Below are 19580 nucleotides of genomic sequence, written 5' to 3'. Positions count from 1 at the left end.
TTGCATTCCAGAATATTTCTCAACGTATCAAAACACCTCACATTATAACACACGTTCCTAATGTTTCACAATAATATATACATTCTCTTGTAAGCGATGCGCAATACCATCTAAAATTGCCTCTAAATTATTTGCAACAAATTCTAGTTCCTCCATCGACTCACAAACAAATAAAGGAGCACCACCTGCAAATTTTTCTGGCGCTGTTGTAATAACTGCCAGGATAACGCTTTCTAACATCATCTCTTATCTCCCCTTCCTTTCGGGGCTTCCGATGACATATGGACAGCACTTTCTAACGTTGGTACATTTCCTATGACACTTATCGCTTTCTCTGCATCTTGATCTTGCGGTAAGACAAAGATTCCAACCCTGCCATCCTCTAAATCACGCTTTGCTAACGGTACAAGCGCTGGTGTACCAGAATCTCTATAAATCCCTAACGCCACCGAAACATCGTGTAAAATAGCTTGTCGTTGCCCTAAATTTGAGATTGTAACCATCGCATCAATTGATTTCGGTTTTAAAATAAACCCCATGCCATATTTCATAATCTCTTCTTGCCTCGCCGGCAATCCAATATTCATAATATAAATATTATCAATATACAGTCCTGCCCCTTCAAAACGAAGCGGAACGTGCTCAATTTCAACAAGATCATGTAGCCTTTTTCCAGACATTAATTTTTTCGCAATAAAAAATGCGATTATAGCCATAATTACTCCAGCAATCCATGAACGGAATCCTATATACGCAAACGTCGTTGCAAACGACGTTAACATCGCCAAATAGTTGCGACTTTCAAAAACCAATGCAATTCCTTCAATATATGTATTTCCACGCGGTACGAGCTCATATCCATCTAATTGTTGAAGCGTATTTCTTTCCATATTACGTACATCACGAAATTGTGTTGCTGCTAACGTAAGAAATGTAATGGCAGAAAAATCTTTTTTCAAAATAGACGGGATTGCAATCGCTCCTAAAGCTGCTGCAATTAACCCCATTGCAATATGAATAATTTTCCCATGCAGCCTCGTCGGATATTGCCGCGTATCCGTCCGAAGCATTAACAACCTTGTAACTGTACCCGCTATTACGCCGCATAAAATGGCTGGTGTATATTCAGTCATGTATTACCCTCGCCTTTCTTTTACGTGTTTTTCTCTTAAACTGTTCCATGTATACTGATGCTTTTGCAATCCAAAACAATACTGCCATGAATAATGTAGAAACGGCGACGATATCAAAAAATGCTAAACTACCGTAATCATATGGAAAATTCAATTTCCGAAAAATAAATGTCACTAGCAACTCTCCTTGTAACATCCCTACATATAGGGAACATAATCGTAATATGCGATCCCCATGCAATAACACCGATGCATACACAAGAGCACTACTTAGCAGAAACACTCTATCCACCACAATCCAAATCGGATCATATATCTCTAACAGATGAAAACTTGTATATAACATTGCAATAATAAGTGCCGAAAGTAAGCTATATAATTTTTTCCAAACAGAATATAGCGTGATCCCTATAAAAGAAATAATACAAAGTAAAAGAGCATTTACTGATACCATGAATGAGGCAATCGTTACATGTAACGGAGAGCAAATTATAAAAATCAATATACAAGCGCCTAACTTCCACCGAATAGGGTCCTTTTTCATAAAAAAGGTTACGACAATCCACCCTATCCAAGCTATAAAATAAAAAGTACTTCCATCCATCAACTTCACCTCCTATGTTTTCCATTATGGGAACTTTTTATGAAAGTTAATCCACTTTATTTACGCATAGTTTTTTCTTATAACAGCAACACTTTTAACAAGGAGGTGTTATTCATTATGGGTAAAGATCGCCAAGAACGAAAACTGCGAGAATCGCGCCGCGTTGAATCTGATCGTAATCAATCACTACAGTATCCAGGTGCAACTGGACTTGATACACCAGAGCAGGCTCGAAAACAAAACCAGCACTAATCAACACAAAAAGACGGTTTCGATATTGTACGAAACCGTCTTTTACATAATCATTTTAATGATTTTTATTTATATTGAAATAATATTTTGTGTACTATATCCTCCTATCACTCCTTTTTACCTCCACCTATTTTCCTTAGAAAATCAAGCCCTCTCCAAAAATCTAGTAACTAATCATCTTCATTTTTTAACCTTTTTTCAATTACAATTTTTATAAAATTATATTTTTATAAAATACCAATTCCATTTTATATTACGAGAAACAAAACAAAACAAAAAAATCAACCGAACGGTTGATTTTTTATCTCCTACTATAATGCGCAGTATCAATACCACGCTGCATTAACCAATGATATGTTTCACCTTTTACAACAAGAGGTACAGATTGCAACTCTTCTATCGTCTTCGCACCAAGAGCTGTCATAATAAATTTCAAATCTGTATGTAGAAGCTCAATTTCATCCACTAATTTCTCGATACCATCTTGCATTAAAATACGTAAAAAGTAACCAGCAAACGCAGTTGTATTCGCCCCTAATGCGATTGCTTTTGCTACGTCAAGCGCTGTCTGTATACCCCCTGATGCAATAAAAGAGAGGTTATTATTTGTAGAGGTTGCTTCAATAATCGAGGTTGCTGTTTGTATGCCCCAGTTATTAAAATAAGAAAGCATTCGCTGTCTTCTTTCATTTTCAACAGCAGCAAAATTCGTACCACCTTGCCCACCAATATCAATTGCTGTTACACCTACGTTCGCTAACTGTTGCATTGTTTCCTTACTCATCCCAAATCCAACTTCTTTTACAATGACAGGAACTTTACTATTTAAAACAATTTTCTCAATACGCTGAAGTACGCCAGTAAAATCACGGTCTCCTTCTGGCATCGTTAACTCTTGTATGACATTTAAATGAATTTGCAACGCATTCGCTTCAATCATATCAACGGCACGCTCTGCCTGCTCGATAGTTGCCTCACTACCTAAATTAGCAAAGAAAATACCATTTGGGTTTACCTTTCTGATCACCTTATAAGAAGCAGCCTCACTTTCATCTTTTAACGCCGCCATTTGCGAACCTACAGCCATAGCAAGGTTATGTTGTTTCGCTACATATGCTAATTGCTCATTGATATGTAACGTTTTCTCTCCTCCACCACCAGTCATCGCATTGATAAAAATCGGCGAACTTAGTGAAAGTTCGCCGATTTTTGTTTCACATGTTATTGTGTCATAATTTGAATTTGGCAAGCTTTGATGCACAAAATCAATATCATGAAAGCCATGCGTACGAGACTGACCAGTAGAAAGAGCGTATTCAATATGATCTAATTTACGTTTTGCCCTTACCACTTGTACCCCTCATTATTTCTTTAATTTTTTCAGTTGTTCACCAATAATATCACTTAATTGGAAAGTAGCAGAATCAGCATTTGGCTCATACTGACTATAATCTTCAATTACATTATTTTCCTCAAGCGCTTCTTTTATACTTAAAGAAATACGTTTCTCTGCTGCGTGAACTTCAAGTACTTTCACTTTTACTTCTTGTCCCATTTCCAATACTTCATTCGGATTTTTCACGTGACGATTTGCAATTTGAGATACATGTACAAGTCCTTCAACGCCAGGTAAAATCTCAACGAATGCACCAAATGTAACAAGGCGTTTTACTACTCCCTCACGAATATCTCCAGCTTTTATTTCGCCAGCAACGTTTTCCCAAGGTCCTGGTTGAGCTGCTTTAATCGATAAAGAAATACGTTGTGTATCAGCATCAACAGATAACACCTTTACCTTAACCTTTTGACCTTGCTCTAAAACTTCAGAAGGTTGCTCTACACGTTCGTGTGAAATTTGTGAAATGTGAACTAAACCGTCCACGCCACCAACGTTAACGAAAGCACCAAAGTCAGTTAATCGTTGCACTGTTCCTTCAACAACGTCCCCTTCTTTTAATGAAGAAATTGCTTCTTTTTTCTGAGAATCTAGTTCTAATTCTACTACCGCTTTATGCGAAAGGATTACACGATTTTTTTCACGGTCTAATTCAATAATTTTCACCGCTAACGTTTTACCTTTATAGTCAGTAAAGTCTTCTACATAATGTACTTCTACAAGTGAAGCTGGGATAAAACCGCGAACCCCAAGATCCACAACTAATCCGCCATTCACAATATCTTTTACAGTAACATCAAACACATGACCAGAAGTAAATTTCTCTTGTAATTCTACCCATGCTTTTTCTGCATCAACAGCACGTTTAGACAAGACAAGATCATCTTCTTCTAATTTAATAATTTTCAACTCTAGTGTTTGATCTAATTCTACAACATCGCTTGCTTTTTCAATATGAACGTTAGCTAATTCACTAATTGGAATTACGCCATCTGTTTTGTATCCAACATTTACAAGCACTTGTTTCTCTTCAACTTTCGTTACAGAACCTGTAACAACGTCACCAACTTGTAATTCTTTTGAATCCATAACTTCTTCATTCATTTTCTCTACCATGGAAATACCTCCCTACAGAATTGACAAAGCATTTTTTATGTATATACGAAATGAAAACAAAGTTTTCATTTGCATGTTTAAGAATTTCTCATCACATACTTTTTTTCAATACCATTCACAAGAAAATATATTAAACCTATATAAATAGTATACAGCAAAACCAGCTTGAAAAAAGTATGTTTTGAAATATAATAGCGAATATATTCTGACAGTTTTATTCCTCTTTAACTAACTTCTTACAAATCAGCTCATTTGTCAAGGAAAGAGACTCACAATTCACGTATCCTTTACATTTCTATTTAAACAAAAAAAGAAAGAGGATCATCCCCTTTCTTTATTTCGCAAACACTCCTGAAACAATACTCATAATTTTTTGGACAACTTCTTCAATTGATAAAGAAGTCGTATCTAATTCCAATGCATCATCAGCCTTTTTTAGTGGAGAAACTTCGCGTTCTGAATCTAATTTATCACGCTGAGCAATTTCTTCTTTTAGCTGCTCTAAATTAGAATCGAAACCTTTATTTAAATTTTCTAAATGTCTTCTTTCCGCTCTTTCTTCAACAGAAGCAAGCATAAAGATTTTCACTTCAGCATCCGGTAATACATGTGTACCAATATCACGGCCGTCCATTACAACGCCGCCTTTTTTCGCTAAATCTTGCTGACGGCGTACCATTTCTTCACGAACAAGGCGATGCTTTGCTACAATAGATACTCGATTCGTCACATCAGGTGTACGAATTACTTCAGAAACATCTTGTCCATTTAAAAATACAAGCTGTGTATTTTCTCCTTGCTGAAATTCAATATTTACATTCCTTACAACTTCCATTAACTGCTCTTCATTTTCAATATCTACTTTTTGTTCAAGGGCTGCATATGTAAGCGTACGGTACATTGCGCCTGTATCAATATAAACGTAAGAAAGTTCCTTTGCAACAACTTTTGCCACTGTACTTTTCCCAGCAGCTGCTGGACCATCTATAGCAATTGAAATTCGTTTATCCATTGTAACACCTCATTTTTTCACTTATAAAACAAAACGAAAAGCAGGTGTTCACCCTGCTTCTTCTCATTTGCTTCACGTCATTAAATCCTCAATTATTGTAGCATAATCCTTCATAGAAGAAAATGAAAACTACCTATTCACCTGTAAGATTTCCGCTTTGTCTTTTACCATGACACCTTCATAATAAACAATTTTAGATAAATATTTCACTGATGACTTATGTATAAATAACAATTGCACAACAGAAAGACAAATAAATTGTATTATTAATATACGAATAAAAATTCTCTCCATCTTTTCCACCGTAATTGCTCCCTCCTATACTATATTTGCACATCTCGTTTCGTAATTTTATACATCGTACATATAGCAGTTAATTTTATTGTCATTTGCGAGGCATACTTTTATACATTTCCATTGTCGAATTTACTAAAAACATGTTATGTTCTAAATGTATTTTTTTACTTGAAAGGGGTATAAGAATTGAAAAGAATCCTAGTTTTACACACAGGTGGAACAATTGCAATGGAGGAGGATAAAGAAACTGGAGTCGTACAACCAGGTGAAAAAAATCCTCTTTTAAAATTCATTCCTGATTTAGAAGACGATGTTGATTTAATCGTTGAAGATGTGTTCCATTTACCATCTCCCCATATGACACCGAGCGAAATGTTACAATTACAAGTCATCATTGATGAAAGAGTAAAACAAGACAACATTCATGGCGTAGTCATTACGCATGGTACTGATACATTAGAAGAAACAGCCTATTTCTTAGATTTAACAGTACAAGCAACTATTCCGATCGTTGTGACAGGTGCAATGCGCTCTAGCAATGAATTAGGTGCTGACGGCCTATATAACTTCTTATCAGCTGTAAAAGTTGCTAGTTGTGATGAAGCTGCAGAAAAAGGTGTTTTAGTCGTATTAAATGACGAAATTCATTGCGCTACAAATGTAACGAAAACACATACAAGTAATGTCGCAACATTCCAAAGCCCACAATACGGACCAATTGGAATGGTAACAAAACGCGGCGTTGTCTTCCATCACGCTTTAGTACATCATGAAACATATACGATAAACACAGTGTCTAAAAATGTAGTTGTTCTAAAAGCATATGCTGGCATGGATGATACATTATTAGCAGCAATCGAAAATCTTCCTGTAGACGGTATTGTTATCGAAGCGCTTGGACAAGGTAATCTACCTCCAAGAACACTTCCTAGTCTAGAACGATTATTAAATAAAGGTATTCCTGTCGTATTAGTTTCTCGCTGTTTCAACGGTATCGTTCAAGACGTATATTCGTATGAAGGTGGTGGTAAACACTTAAAAGATATGGGCGTTGTATTCACATACGGCTTAAATGCACAAAAAGCACGTATTAAATTACTTGTCGCATTAGAGAATACAAATTCTCATGAATCCATTCAAAATATGTTTATGCACGAATAAAAAGGAGCTGTCGAGATTTTCTCGACAACTCCTTTTTATTTTTCTCTTGATGCAATGGTTTGCGCAATCGCATCTCCATGAAATCTACCGTTCTCGATAAATATTTCATTTGCATTATTTCCAGCAGCAATGACACCTGCAATGAAAATATTTTCAGCATTCGTTTCCATTCTATCCTCTGTATAAATTGGACGTCCTGTTTCTTCATCAATCTGAACACCCATCTTCGTTAAGAAGCTATGATCAGGATGATAACCAGTCATCGCAAATACAAAATCGTTTTGGATTGTATAAACTTCACCATCAACTGTAAACGTTAATGTATGCTCAGTAATTTCTTTCACATGAGCCCCGAAATGCATTTGAATTGTACCGTTTCGTACTAACGCCTCAAATTCCGGCAAAATCCAAGGCTTTATGCTTGGTGAATACTCACTTCCACGATACAGTACCGTTACACGCGCACCAGCTTTAACAAGTTCTAATGCGGCATCTACACTCGAATTTTTCCCACCTATAACTACTACGTCTCGATCAAAATAAGGATGCCCCTCTTTAAAATAGTGAGCTACTTTCTTCAATCCCTCACCTGGAACATTCATATAATTTGGATTATCATAATATCCAGTTGCTGCAACAATATATTTCGCTATATATGTTTCTTTACTTCCGTCACGCTTTGTCGTCTCAACTTGAAAAACTTCTCCATCTTTTTGAACTTTCTCCACTCGCTCAAAAGCATTTACACGTACAGATTTACGTTTTACTACTTCACGATAATACGCAAGCGCTTGATTTCGAACTGGCTTACGATTTTCTGTAATAAAAGCTACATCACCAATTTCTAATTTTTCACTAGAAGAGAAAAATGTTTGATGAGTTGGATAATTATAAATGGCATTTACAATGTTTCCTTTTTCAATTACTAACGGATTTATTCCTACCTTTTGCAACGAAATCGCTGCCGCTAATCCGCACGGACCGCCTCCAATTATAATAACTGTTTCTTTTTGCATACTCGTCCACTCCTAGTCTTCTACCAATACACTATTTATAAAAACAAGAAAAAACCTACTTACAGCAGTAGGCACCTATCTTTATTGTATTCATTTTTCATATATTTGTCATCTAAACGAAACGTACATCCGATAGACATCTGCTAAAAACTGCTGAAATTTAATACCTTGTTTCCCTAATACATTCTCAGGATCAATCTTTCTAGCTGGATCAAGCGTTTTATGTGACACGATATCTTTTTTCGGATTTAAGCCAAAGTTTTGGCATAAATACGCATGATACCATGTAAAACGATTATATGCTTCCCAAAAGTTAACATCACCACCATAACAAAGTTCCACTCCAATGGCCGCCTTATTCGCATCATAGCCGTATAAGTCATTATCCGTCGGCACACCATATCGAACATGATACGCAACTTCATTTATAGGAATAATCTCCAATATTGTTTTATCATCTATAAATGTATGCGCCGAAGCTTTCGGTTGTAATTCATTAAAGTAATCTCGATTTCCTATCGCATTGCTTCCTGGATTCCCCGTATCATGGCTTACAATAAATCTCACTTTAGTCAGAGGAATCCCCGGCCGTGAACTTCCATATCCAATATAGTTGCGCTCTATAGGAAACATCGCCATTGCTACCAACTCCCGCTCTAGAAGATTACCTTACTTCCTTATATATGTATTCGGTAGCAACGTCCTTATCGCATATTTCTTACACGAAGAGAAAATCGAAAATATTTGAAGTGAACACCATAAACAACAAGATACTTACAGCCACTCCATAAAAACCGTAAAACCAAACACAATCTTCTTTCGTATCTAAACCGAAAAATTTATTTACCGATTGTAATAATGTGCCACGCTTGCTTTGTTTGTTTCGTAATACTTCCACTCTCTCTACAACATCTGCTGGCATCATAAATCTTTGGTCTACTGTCATTTTCATCATTTATCTCTCCTTAAAATCATTTCCGTTTTGTTTATCTAAGGAGAGTATAGCACGTTTGTTCGTATAGAACAAGCGTTCTTTTTTTATTTTTATTTTATTTTTCAGCAAGCCAAGTAAAAATTGAGATTACAACGGCAATAATCGGCCCTACTACAACCACACCAAATATCAAAAACAGTAGCCCTTCCCCGAACATTCTAACGGTACTTATTTTTCGAGCTTTCATCGTTCTTGCAAGTTCTCCCTCTAACCTCTTAACCTTTTCTTCTAATTGTTCTACTCGTTCCAGCATTTCATTCTCCATATATAACACCTCATTTAATACTTCAACAAAAAAACGTGATTCCCTCGAAAGGAAATCACGTTTTCTCAAGATATAATATTTTATACCCAACCTCTGAAGCGGCTTGCTTCAGCCATTTTACGAACACCAACCATGTACGCCGCTAAGCGCATGTTCACTTTACGAACTTGTGCTGTTTCATAAATAGAATCAAATGATCTTACCATTACTTTTTCTAAACGTTGTTCTACTTCTTCTTCAGTCCAGTAGTATCCTTGGTTATTTTGTACCCACTCAAAGTAAGATACTGTTACACCACCAGCACTTGCTAACACGTCTGGAACAAGTAAAATTCCGCGATCTGTTAAAATTTTAGTCGCTTCTAATGTTGTTGGACCATTTGCAGCTTCAACAACGATTTTCGCTTTAATATCATTAGCATTTTCTTCTGTAATTTGGTTCTCAATTGCAGCTGGAACTAAAATATCGCAATCAAGTTCTAACAATTCTTTGTTTGAAATTGTATTGTTAAATAGCTTTGTTACTGTACCGAAGCTATCACGACGGTCTAATAAATAATCAATATCTAATCCGTTTGGATCATGTAACGCGCCGTAAGCATCTGAGATTGCAATAACTTTCGCACCTGCATCATGCATAAATTTAGCTAAGAAGCTACCAGCATTACCGAATCCTTGAACAACAACGCGTGCACCCTTAATATCAATGCCACGTTTTTTCGCAGCTTCACGAATACAAATTGTTACACCTTTCGCTGTTGCTGTTTCACGGCCATGTGATCCACCTAATACAAGCGGTTTACCTGTAATAAATCCTGGTGAATTAAATTCATCAATACGGCTATACTCATCCATCATCCATGCCATAATTTGAGAGTTTGTGAATACATCTGGAGCTGGAATATCTTTCGTCGGACCTACGATTTGGCTAATTGCTCGTACATAACCGCGGCTTAATCTTTCTAACTCACGGAATGACATTTCACGTGGATCACAGATAATTCCACCCTTACCTCCACCATATGGTAAATCAACAATACCACATTTTAAACTCATCCAGATTGAAAGTGCTTTCACTTCATTTTCTGTTACATTCGGATGGAAGCGAATTCCACCTTTCGTTGGACCAACAGCATCATTATGTTGTGCACGATATCCTGTAAATATTTTAACAGTCCCGTCATCCATACGAACTGGTATTTTCACTGTCATCATACGAATTGGTTCTTTTAATAATTCATATACTTCGTTTGGATAACCCAATTTTTCTAACGCTTCACTAATAACAATTTGTGTTGAATTCAATAGTTCAAAATGTTGTTCCCTTTGTTGTTGTGTTTTTGTTTGAGTTCCCTTTTCGGCTACCATAGTAAGTAAACCCCCTGTAATTTCACTTGTTTAGTAAACCTTCATTGCCTAGTATACACCCTTAAATTTGGAATGCAATAGAAAACGCTAACAAATATATACAAACTATTTTCTATTGCAAGCGTTTTCACTATTATTATAGTCCTTTTATTACTTTTAGAAAAGTAAAATACTTAAATATTTAAATATTTTTTATTTTACTCAAACATACTCCCATAAAACTGCATATTTTATTTTAAAAAAGTATGTTGGAGTATTTACAATCATCCTTTCCCTTATCCAAATAAAAACAAAACCTCAGCTATGTTGTATTAGCTGAGGTTTTGTTTTTTCACAAAGTAATTGTGTATTTGTTCTATCGCATTAAAATCCATTAATTCTTTACCGTACTCCATGATGCGATAAATAGTTGCTGTAGACGGATTACCGTATTCCGCTAAAATAGCTATAAAATCCGCCTTTAACAATTGAATTTGTTCCTCTTCTTCCATCCAAAGATAGAAGCGCTTATCCCACGTATATAGCTTTCCGCCAGTTACACCAAGGTTATATAAGCGATTCGACAGGTTAATTATGTCATCTAGCGTAGCAAACTCATATAATATATGCTCACTTTCATCTAGAGTCACTTGCATTTCAATAAACTCGTCACGAAACTCATCATCTGTATCCATTTCTTGATTTTCTTTCGTTACAATTACAACCATCCCTTGTGCTTGTAGAGAAAATACTTCAACTGCAATCGGACCATCTGCTTCAAATCCTAATTCCTTATTTGCTTCTTGCATCATATCACGAAATAATTGCTGTACTTTCGGCGCATTTCTCCATAAATCTTCTTTCGTTAATCCTCGTTCAGATAAATCATCAAATGTTAGAAAAATTTTTATCTTATTGTAATTTAATCGTTCCAGCCTCATCTCATACCCTCCCTACGTAACCAATGCATCTAATTTTTATTATATGAAATAGAAAATAGATGGTTCTTTTCGAACAACTATTCCGACATTTTTAACCATTCATCCCATTCTTCTTTCGTATCACCAATTAAGGTTGTTTCAATGTCCAACTGGTTTAGAACGCCTAGCTTTCCGATAAACCCAACAGAAAGAGATTCCCTTTTTTCTTGTAATAAATTTATAAAGTTCATCGTCTTTTTCATTTCTTGTTCGTCAGCAAAAGATACAAATACATATTTCGGCTGTATTTCTTCTACCGCTGACAACATACCATCTTCAGCTAAGCTTGTCCTAATATATATCGCCTCATATCCTTTTAAGCGTAAATACGTTGAAAAAATAAATCCTTGCAATGCATTCTTTTCTAACACAATAACTTTGTGTAAAGAGGAAAACATTGAGGCATTGTGATACACCATTCCTAGACGCGTTTGTAAAAATGATAGTGCATATTGGAATTGCGCCATTGAAATCTCATTATTATTTTTTGACATTAATAAATTGTCTGTCACTCGAAGAACGATACTGGCAACAACCTTTTCTGTTGAATATATACTAAAAGCTTCGTTTAATAATGCAGTAATTGTAATTTCATCAAATTTTAACAAAGCTTGTAGCAAATCGTCCACTAAAACAACTTCTTTATCGAAAGGTATCTCTTTTTGAACTGTACTCTGCAAACGATTCTCTTCTAATAACTGAACTGCTTGTCCAATCATCATACCGGAAGAAACTTTTTCCATTAACCATTTTAAAATTTGAATATGTTCTTCTGTATATAAACGATGCCCAGCTTGATTCCGCTTTGGGGCAATAATTTGATATCGTCTTTCCCATGCACGAAGCGTACTCGGCTGAACTCCAATTATATTCGAAACAGCTTTTATATTATATTTTCCACTAAGAGTTGGCATCATTTCCCTCCGCACAATGTAATGATATGTGTTTGAGCAGGTGCTCGGAAACGAAGTGGTATCAATGTTGTTCCGTACCCATTACTAACAAAGAGAATCGTATTCAAATGGTTATATACGCCACCTTTTAAATATTTTTTAGATGGGAATAATCGGATTTGTCCCCCATGCGTATGTCCACTTAATACAAGTGAAATCTGCTCATTTCCAGACATCTTTTTTATTATATCAGGGTTGTGACTAACTAAGATACGAAAACCATCTTCTTTACAATCCGCCAATGCCAAATCTAGACGATCACGGTGCAATCCAACATCATCTATACCGAGCAAACAAATTTTCTCTCCTAATTCAGACTCAAATACCACTCTTGTATTATCTAAAACTTTTACGTTATTTTCTAATAATAACGCATCTAATTCATGATATTCTATCTCATAATCATTGTTTCCCCACACAAAATATACAGGAGCTATCTCTCTTAACTTTTGAATATTCGCAGAGATTTTTGATAAAGAGACACCTTTCTCTGCTAAATCTCCTCCGATAATTACTAGATCTACTTTTCCTTTTACTTGTTCAATTAACAAATTCGAAATGACTCTTCTATGAATATCAGAAATAAAAAACACATTTACTTTTTGAAAACTTTTCGGAAATTCTTTAAATACTAAAGTATGTTCCAACACCGTATTACGCGTCGCTTCTTTATACATCACAAGAAGTAATAAAATCCCCATGCCTATGAGAGTACTGAATAATATAATCCATATCATATTTTTTACTCCCCTCCTCATAAAGATAATCCTAGGCTTTTATAACAAATTGTGATCGCTTAATTCACTAGCTCTCTTGCTTTGTGGATTTATCTTTTATCGGAATTTTTAATTCTTGCCCTGCACTCACTTCATCTTCTTGCAAGTTATTATACTTTTTAATGACTTCAATCCCATTTTCATCCGAAAAATATTGCTTCGCTATACTTTCTAAAGTTTCTCCCTCTTTCACAGTATGCGTTATCGCTTTTTCAGACTGTTTCTGCGAATCAGATTTAGCTGAATCAAAGAAGATTACTTCAAACGCACTTTTCCCGGCATTATTACTATCGCCCTTCACCTGAATATATTTATCCGTATACCACAAAATACTAATTGGCAGCAGAATGAATAGAAATGTTAAAACCCGGACGAAAATGTGATTTATTTTAAACTTTTGTTTTTTCTCTTTATTTCTATGAATTTCACTACGCGGCGGTAAACTTTCTTTTTCTTCCACTCGCTCAACTTCTAATTCCTCTTCAAAATCAGGAATTCGTTTCCTCATGTTGTTCACCACCACCTTCCATTTATTTTCTTAATTGGAGTCCCATTATAAAATCAACAAGAAAGTGTGCAAAGATTGTTATAAACAAATTCCCTGTCCATTCAAATACATAACCAAAGACAAAACTAATGAAACAGACGAAACAAAACAAAAATGGCTTTGTTATATAACGAATATGTAACACTGCAAATACTAAACTCGCAATTACAATTCCAAAATGAGTCTGCACTACACCTCTAAATAAAAATTCTTCTGCAAAACCGATTACGAACGTAATAACGAGTAAATGGAGAACCGACATTCCTCGAAACATCTTATCGTTAATACCACCATCATCAAACCAAGACTCTGGAAACACTCGCATTGCAACATAATCTAATAACACAATACCAATCGCTAACAAACCACCTATAATAAGTATAGATACTGGTTCCCATTTCCATAAATTAAACACTTCTTTTACATCTTGAAATAATATATATGCTAGTAAACAGCCAATACCGATAATAATTAACTGTGTTATATATAGATTCAGCCTTATTTCCTGCGGACTCATATCTTCAACATTATACCTTTGAATGTTCATCATTCCTCCATCTTTTCTAGGCCGAAAAGCTTTTGTAACTCTGTTTCCCAATTATAGTCGAAATCCGATTGTTGCGCTCGTCTTTTTTTATAATCTTCTTTTGTAATACCGCAATAATCGCAGCAATTATTTAACTCTTTCTCTTTCCTATAACCGAACTGTTGCAGCACATATTCACGTCTACATCCTTTAACTCGTATCCATGACTTCATATTTTCTAGTTCACTATATTTATTACGCAACCTTATTTCTACTTCAGCTATTAATCGGTTCATAATTTCATCTGACAAACCCTCTAATAATAATCTTCGTTGTTGTATAATTCCAACCTGTTCGAGATGATAACGAACGAAACGCCAATATTGCTCATTAAATCTTGCTGCATTATAACAAATTTCTTCTACATCTTCTATTGGTAATTCTTTCGTTTGGAACATTCTTTCTTGTAGTAAAGAAAATAAAAATTGTATTTGCGACTTACTTGGCAATTCATCCTCAATGATTGAAATTGGTAAATCATGATCCAACGGACTACACAATAAAATAGCTATACTCGGTTCGCCATCTCTTCCAGCTCTTCCGATTTCTTGTAAGTAAGAAGCTATATTAGTTGGATAATGAAAATGAATAATATATTGCGTATTCGCCTTATTTACCCCCATACCAAATGCACTTGTACATATTACAAGCTGCAATTGATCGTTCATAAACTGCTGTTGAATTAACATACGCTCTTCATGTTCCATACCACCATGATAAAAAGCTACACCAGTAACACCTTTCCCTCTCAAGTATTCCGTTAACCTTTCTGTCCACGCTCTACTTGAACAATATACAATCCCCGGCCCTTGTAAATACATCACCTGCTCCAAAAGCGCCTCTTTCTTTTCTTCTATCGTCTCTACAAATTGCACCTCCATTGCAATATTAGGACGGTCAATAGAGTATACATGTTCCGCGGCACCCTTTAAATTTAAACTGTCTGCGATATCTTGCAGTACCCCTTTTGTCGCTGTGGCTGTCAATGCTAACACTGTAGGAGAACCAATATTTTCAATAACTACATTTAGTTTCTTATAGTCCGGTCTAAAATCATAACCCCATTGAGAAATACAATGAGCCTCATCAACAACAAATAATGAAATATGAATTTTCTTCAATTCCCTAATTAATAACTCCGACTGTAACATCTCTGGTGAAACAAAAATAAATTTATATGAAGATAATTTTTTCATCGCTTCTCTTTTTTCATTTAATGTCCGAAAACTATTAAATGCTATCACTCGGTTTTTCACAACATACTTTAATTGTGTCACTTGATCTTCCATTAAAGATAATAACGGTGATACAACAAGCACTGTTCCTTCTCGCATAAGCCCCGGAAACTGATAGCACATAGACTTTCCTCTTCCAGTCGGAAGCATTGCTATCACATCTTTTCCTTCTAATAAATCTGTAATAACTCCTTTTTGACCTGGACGAAATTCAGAATATCCAAACCACTTATATAAATATTCTTCAAGTTTCATTTACACCCTCCATCCGCGCTAATACAAGACGAACTTCAAAATAAGAGATATCTTCTCCAATCGCTTGTTTCAAAACACGTAACTTCCGCGTTTGCAATGCTTCAATTACTTTTATTACTTTGTCTATCTTTTCTTTTTCCATAAACATTTCAATAGAAAAATCTTTTTCTCGCAAAGCAATTTCAACAAAATGATCTTCTATCGTTGCAACCTTCAAATTCCGAATCGTTGCTATTTCTTCTAAAGAACGCCCTTGTCTCCAAAAATTATATGTTTTTTTCGTAGATAAACTAAATAATTCAGCTCTCTCATTTGGATAAGATATAATTTCAGCTAATAGTGGAAATTCATTTTCTTTATCACGAACTTCTTGTATAAAGAAATGCATTGTACCCCAAAATAAAAAATACACCCTGAACATATCTTGTTTCGTAATTTCTGCTAATTGTTGCAATGTACAACCAATCCGTTCATAACCCGTTAGTCGATATGTTACAATCGTCGCTTCTATCGCATTACTTTTTTCTAAAAGATTATGTACTTCCGTCCACAATTTTCTCGCCAATTCACTTCTCTTATATGGCCTTCCTGTTAGAAAACGTTTCACCCACATCATTATTTCTGTATCTTGTTGAATCGGGATAAACTTCGTATTATTCTGTTGTAAATTTGATATAGTTTGAATAATCAATGATAATCTTTTCCAAAATGTTTCACCTAATTCTCCATAATGTAAACCATGCAAATGCGCTGGAAAAGCATAAACTTCCTCCCATTTATGTAACTGCGTTTTACCCTTAGGTGTTAACACATATGTATTTTCATGTATTTCTTGAATAAAATCTGCTTGCAACAACTTTACAACTTCACCATCATAGTCATTTCTATTTAATGATTTATATATTCCGAACAAAAAAGAAATTCTAAACATATTTCCATCTTGTAAAGTTTGCGAAGAACGTTTGCCCTTTAGTAAATAATAAATAGATGAAACGGTTCTTTCACCATTCAATTGTTTTAAACAATGCAACAAAGTATATTGTATTTGCATGACCGCTTCCACCTTCCAATCTTAACTTCATTCTTTTCAGTACAATTACACTATCTACTGTCGCTCATTAAACTTATCATAATAAGAACTATATACTTGTATATATTCTATTGTATCAAACGAAATCATATTTACGTATTTTGAAAATCTTATGACATAATTCAAAAATAAGTTGACACTCTAATTGATAAGAATTATCATTATAATTTTATGTTGAAAAGTTTTACAAACCGTTTTACAATAAGGTTATAATTTTTATGGCAAGCTTTTCACATACATATTATCAGGAGGGAAAAAAGATGGCAAAATATACAATCGTTGATAAAGATACTTGTATTGCATGTGGTGCTTGTGGCGCTGCTGCACCAGATATTTATGACTATGATGATGAAGGTATTGCATTTGTAACATTAGACGATAACCAGGGTATCGTTGAAATTCCAGATGTATTAATTGAAGATATGATGGATGCATTCGAAGGCTGTCCAACTGACTCAATTAAAGTTGCTGACGAATCATTCGACGGAGACGCTTTAAAATTCGAATAGTCTTTTATTAACTTCAAAAAATGCCCCTCATATTGATGAGGGGCATTTTTTGTATCTAAATTTTATTTTTCTTAATAAAAAACCATTAGTAGTTCCACACTACTAATGGTTTATATATATTATGCATTTTTCATTTTTGCAAACACCCATACTTTCAGGCGTGAGAATAATGCTACAAATACAATTGTTACAACAATTCCTTTAATTAAATTAAATGGTAAGATTGCCGTTACAACCGTTGTTCTTATAGCTTCGCTAGACATAGCCGGTGAATTTAAAAACCAAGTGTACGCCGGGAATATGATGATGTAGTTTAATACACTCATAATAAGTGCCATTGTAATTGTCCCTAGCATTAACCCTGTCGTTAAACTCTTCACAGTACGATACTTTCTAAATAAGAAAGCTGCTGGTCCAATAAATAAACACCCTGCAATAAAGTTTGCAATTTCTCCAACTGGTACTCCCGTTAAACTTCCTTGAATCCCGTAATGTAAAATGTTCTTTATTGCCTCTACAATCACTCCTGCTACTGGTCCAAAGATAATTGCTGCAATTAGAGCTGGTACATCACTAAAATCAATTTTCAAAAATGGCGGAAGCCCTGGGAACGGGAAATCTAACATCATTAGTAAATATGCAATACTACTTAGCATCGCTACACTCACCATCTGCACCACACTGTTTTTTTGTTTCATCTTTCTCTCTCCTTTTCCATCGATCATCTCATGGAAAGTGGAAAGGTTCTGCTATGCCTATTTTTTCATAGAACGAAAAAACCCTTTGTGTTTTACACAAAGGGAGAATTTAAGGCACATCAAACAGACGTTCAAATCCATATCTTTTTTGAACGCTTGAACCTCCATCTTCTCCCATCCAGACTGTACTGTCGGCTTTGGAATCACACCAAATCCTGCCTTAACGGCTCGCGGGCTTAGAACAAAATCATAAATAGTTCATCACCGCCGGTCGGGATTTTCACCCTGCCCCGAAGATAGACCGATATTCTATTTTCCCCCTCATTATACAACAACCTCATAACATTGTGAACAAAAAAATTGTAACTTATTTAAAATTAGTTGTTTATTTTTCGTAACAATAAATAAATTGCGAGATATTTTACAATACAATCCATATTTTTTATTATTCGGCATTTCTCTTTTGAATTACCTAGTCATATATAATTAAAAGTGATAAGATATTGAATTGTTAAGATAAGAACATTTTCTGAGTTATGGAGGAAATGTCATGAAAAAAGAAAAGAGACATTCTATTCGAGAAGCAATGAAAAAAAACTTAAGAAAAGAATACTTTTACTTAAAAAAAGAATTACTTTTCTACTGCCCAATTGATTTAGGCACATTCTCAAACGAGACATACTATGCTACTTTCGATGAAGATGGCATCAGTATTTATCAGTATGATAAAAAAACAGAAAGTAAATTAAAATTGTGTGAGCGTCATCCGTGGAAGAGTTGGAGTAAAGTGAAGATTGATCACTATTTGACAACTTCTCAATTTATTTTTCAGGGTGAGCGAAATTGGATCTTATCCCTTTTTCAAAAAGGAAAAGAAGCTCAAAGAATTATTGAAGAGCATACATCTTTACAAACAGAAGTTGTTTCCCGCTCTTTCTTAAAAAAACTTCCTGGTTTTCGTTCTAATACACCACTGAATAAATACATCGGTAGCATTTGTTACACTGCACTTATTGCATTTTTATTAAAATGGATGATTCCATTTCAAGCACCACAAATCGCCCTGTATTCTATTTCGATTGGTTGTATGCTTCTTGGCCTACTTTGTTTGACAATCGGTTTAATCGAACCGACTATCGTACTGTTTCGAACAAAAGAGAAAACAAGAACAAAAGTTTTTTACTTATATAGCTATTTAGCTATTTCTGGATTTATATGTGTCTTTATTTTTTGGTAAAAGAAAACCGTCCCAAAATAAATTTTGGGACGGTTTTCTTTTAGATATAAATACTCTAATTCACTCAATACTTCTAGCAGAAGCGCCCATATAATTTCATTTACATTGAACCTTATTTAAGA

24 protein-coding genes and 1 riboswitch are annotated in these 19580 nt (G+C 34.9%); of the genes, 4 read left to right on the top strand and 20 right to left on the bottom strand.

The genetic code is table 11. The features are described from left to right. Positions 1-57: 57 nt before the first annotated feature. The 3 genes from MHI26_RS07755 to MHI26_RS07745 are packed head-to-tail and all read right to left on the bottom strand — an operon-like array spanning position 58 to position 1737. Positions 58-243: a capping complex subunit for YIEGIA gene (locus tag MHI26_RS07755; RefSeq protein ID WP_000979048.1), complete on the bottom strand. Its 186-nt coding sequence runs from the start codon at positions 241-243 to the stop codon at positions 58-60. Then, positions 240-1133: a YIEGIA family protein gene (locus MHI26_RS07750; protein ID WP_000141589.1), complete on the bottom strand. Its 894-nt coding sequence runs from the start codon at positions 1131-1133 to the stop codon at positions 240-242. Before MHI26_RS07750 ends, MHI26_RS07755 begins: the two co-directional genes overlap by 4 nt. Continuing rightward, the gene (locus MHI26_RS07745; protein ID WP_000349094.1) at positions 1126-1737 is read right to left on the bottom strand and encodes a YphA family membrane protein; all 612 of its coding nucleotides are present in this window, start codon (positions 1735-1737) and stop codon (positions 1126-1128) included. Before MHI26_RS07745 ends, MHI26_RS07750 begins: the two co-directional genes overlap by 8 nt. Positions 1738-1854: 117 nt before the next feature. Here MHI26_RS07745 and MHI26_RS07740 point away from each other — a divergent pair, with 117 nt between their 5' ends. Next, positions 1855-1989, top strand: coding sequence for a YpzI family protein (locus MHI26_RS07740; RefSeq protein WP_000513902.1), 135 nt, complete (start codon positions 1855-1857; stop codon positions 1987-1989). A gap of 301 nt (positions 1990-2290) precedes the next feature. Here MHI26_RS07740 and MHI26_RS07735 read toward each other — a convergent pair whose 3' ends face one another. The 4 genes from MHI26_RS07735 to MHI26_RS07720 form a co-directional block, all read right to left on the bottom strand. Beyond that, entirely contained in the window at positions 2291-3340 is a 1050-nt protein-coding gene (locus MHI26_RS07735) for a type 2 isopentenyl-diphosphate Delta-isomerase (protein ID WP_000251041.1), read from the bottom strand. A gap of 12 nt (positions 3341-3352) precedes the next feature. Continuing rightward, on the bottom strand, positions 3353-4501 hold the full coding sequence (rpsA, locus tag MHI26_RS07730) for a 30S ribosomal protein S1 (RefSeq protein WP_000229554.1): 1149 nt from the start codon (positions 4499-4501) through the stop codon (positions 3353-3355). Between the two features lie 334 nt (positions 4502-4835). Further along, positions 4836-5513 (bottom strand): (d)CMP kinase, encoded by a 678-nt coding sequence (cmk, locus tag MHI26_RS07725; RefSeq protein WP_000361254.1) that lies wholly within the window; start codon positions 5511-5513, stop codon positions 4836-4838. Between the two features lie 129 nt (positions 5514-5642). Then, entirely contained in the window at positions 5643-5816 is a 174-nt protein-coding gene (locus MHI26_RS07720) for a YpfB family protein (RefSeq protein ID WP_000413849.1), read from the bottom strand. 180 nt (positions 5817-5996) lie between these two features. On the opposite strand from MHI26_RS07720, the gene ansA reads away from it, so the two are divergent. Continuing rightward, positions 5997-6971, top strand: a complete 975-nt coding sequence (gene ansA, locus MHI26_RS07715) for an asparaginase (RefSeq protein WP_097888641.1) — start codon at positions 5997-5999, stop codon at positions 6969-6971. Between the two features lie 35 nt (positions 6972-7006). Here ansA and MHI26_RS07710 read toward each other — a convergent pair whose 3' ends face one another. From MHI26_RS07710 to MHI26_RS07655, 12 genes are all read right to left on the bottom strand, one after another. Continuing rightward, on the bottom strand, positions 7007-7987 hold the full coding sequence (locus tag MHI26_RS07710) for a YpdA family putative bacillithiol disulfide reductase (protein ID WP_061666889.1): 981 nt from the start codon (positions 7985-7987) through the stop codon (positions 7007-7009). Between the two features lie 108 nt (positions 7988-8095). Continuing rightward, positions 8096-8626, bottom strand: a complete 531-nt coding sequence (locus MHI26_RS07705) for a peptidoglycan recognition protein family protein (RefSeq protein WP_001240655.1) — start codon at positions 8624-8626, stop codon at positions 8096-8098. Between the two features lie 79 nt (positions 8627-8705). After that, positions 8706-8942 carry a DUF3961 domain-containing protein gene (locus MHI26_RS07700; RefSeq protein WP_002083150.1) on the bottom strand — a complete coding sequence of 79 codons (237 nt, stop codon included), beginning with the start codon at positions 8940-8942 and terminating at the stop codon, positions 8706-8708. 94 nt (positions 8943-9036) lie between these two features. After that, on the bottom strand, positions 9037-9246 hold the full coding sequence (locus tag MHI26_RS07695; protein WP_000426762.1) for a hypothetical protein: 210 nt from the start codon (positions 9244-9246) through the stop codon (positions 9037-9039). A gap of 80 nt (positions 9247-9326) precedes the next feature. Next, the gene (gene gudB, locus MHI26_RS07690) at positions 9327-10613 is read right to left on the bottom strand and encodes an NAD-specific glutamate dehydrogenase (RefSeq protein WP_000225173.1); all 1287 of its coding nucleotides are present in this window, start codon (positions 10611-10613) and stop codon (positions 9327-9329) included. A gap of 311 nt (positions 10614-10924) precedes the next feature. Further along, entirely contained in the window at positions 10925-11533 is a 609-nt protein-coding gene (locus MHI26_RS07685) for a genetic competence negative regulator (RefSeq protein ID WP_001235399.1), read from the bottom strand. A 77-nt stretch (positions 11534-11610) separates the two neighbouring features. Next, positions 11611-12486, bottom strand: coding sequence for a MerR family transcriptional regulator (locus MHI26_RS07680; RefSeq protein ID WP_001142722.1), 876 nt, complete (start codon positions 12484-12486; stop codon positions 11611-11613). Further along, positions 12486-13262 carry a metallophosphoesterase gene (locus tag MHI26_RS07675; protein WP_000637801.1) on the bottom strand — a complete coding sequence of 259 codons (777 nt, stop codon included), beginning with the start codon at positions 13260-13262 and terminating at the stop codon, positions 12486-12488. Before MHI26_RS07675 ends, MHI26_RS07680 begins: the two co-directional genes overlap by 1 nt. A 67-nt stretch (positions 13263-13329) precedes the next feature. After that, positions 13330-13809, bottom strand: coding sequence for a LysM peptidoglycan-binding domain-containing protein (locus tag MHI26_RS07670; RefSeq protein WP_001231548.1), 480 nt, complete (start codon positions 13807-13809; stop codon positions 13330-13332). 22 nt (positions 13810-13831) lie between these two features. After that, on the bottom strand, positions 13832-14395 hold the full coding sequence (locus tag MHI26_RS07665) for a CPBP family intramembrane glutamic endopeptidase (RefSeq protein ID WP_001025791.1): 564 nt from the start codon (positions 14393-14395) through the stop codon (positions 13832-13834). Beyond that, on the bottom strand, positions 14395-15924 hold the full coding sequence (gene recQ, locus MHI26_RS07660) for an ATP-dependent DNA helicase RecQ (RefSeq protein ID WP_061666890.1): 1530 nt from the start codon (positions 15922-15924) through the stop codon (positions 14395-14397). Before recQ ends, MHI26_RS07665 begins: the two co-directional genes overlap by 1 nt. Then, positions 15914-16975 carry a helix-turn-helix domain-containing protein gene (locus MHI26_RS07655; RefSeq protein ID WP_001167015.1) on the bottom strand — a complete coding sequence of 354 codons (1062 nt, stop codon included), beginning with the start codon at positions 16973-16975 and terminating at the stop codon, positions 15914-15916. Before MHI26_RS07655 ends, recQ begins: the two co-directional genes overlap by 11 nt. Positions 16976-17274: 299 nt before the next feature. On the opposite strand from MHI26_RS07655, the gene MHI26_RS07650 reads away from it, so the two are divergent. Next, positions 17275-17523, top strand: a complete 249-nt coding sequence (locus MHI26_RS07650; protein WP_001151993.1) for a ferredoxin — start codon at positions 17275-17277, stop codon at positions 17521-17523. A 119-nt stretch (positions 17524-17642) separates the two neighbouring features. Here MHI26_RS07650 and MHI26_RS07645 read toward each other — a convergent pair whose 3' ends face one another. Continuing rightward, a complete protein-coding gene (locus MHI26_RS07645; protein ID WP_000810856.1) occupies positions 17643-18221 on the bottom strand; it encodes an ECF transporter S component in 579 nt (192 codons plus the stop codon). A 162-nt stretch (positions 18222-18383) separates the two neighbouring features. After that, positions 18384-18523, bottom strand: a riboswitch (FMN riboswitch). 248 nt (positions 18524-18771) lie between these two features. Between MHI26_RS07645 and MHI26_RS07640 the strand changes: the two genes are divergently transcribed. Continuing rightward, a complete protein-coding gene (locus MHI26_RS07640; protein WP_000711799.1) occupies positions 18772-19458 on the top strand; it encodes a hypothetical protein in 687 nt (228 codons plus the stop codon). The last annotated feature ends 122 nt before the right edge of the window (positions 19459-19580 follow it).

This window comes from Bacillus sp. FSL K6-1218 (assembly GCF_038006445.1).
In the GTDB taxonomy this organism is placed as follows: Bacteria; Bacillota; Bacilli; order Bacillales; family Bacillaceae_G; genus Bacillus_A; species Bacillus_A thuringiensis_S.
The sequence above is the reverse complement of the archived record's forward strand: the minus strand, read 5'-3'. Positions and strand labels throughout refer to the sequence as shown.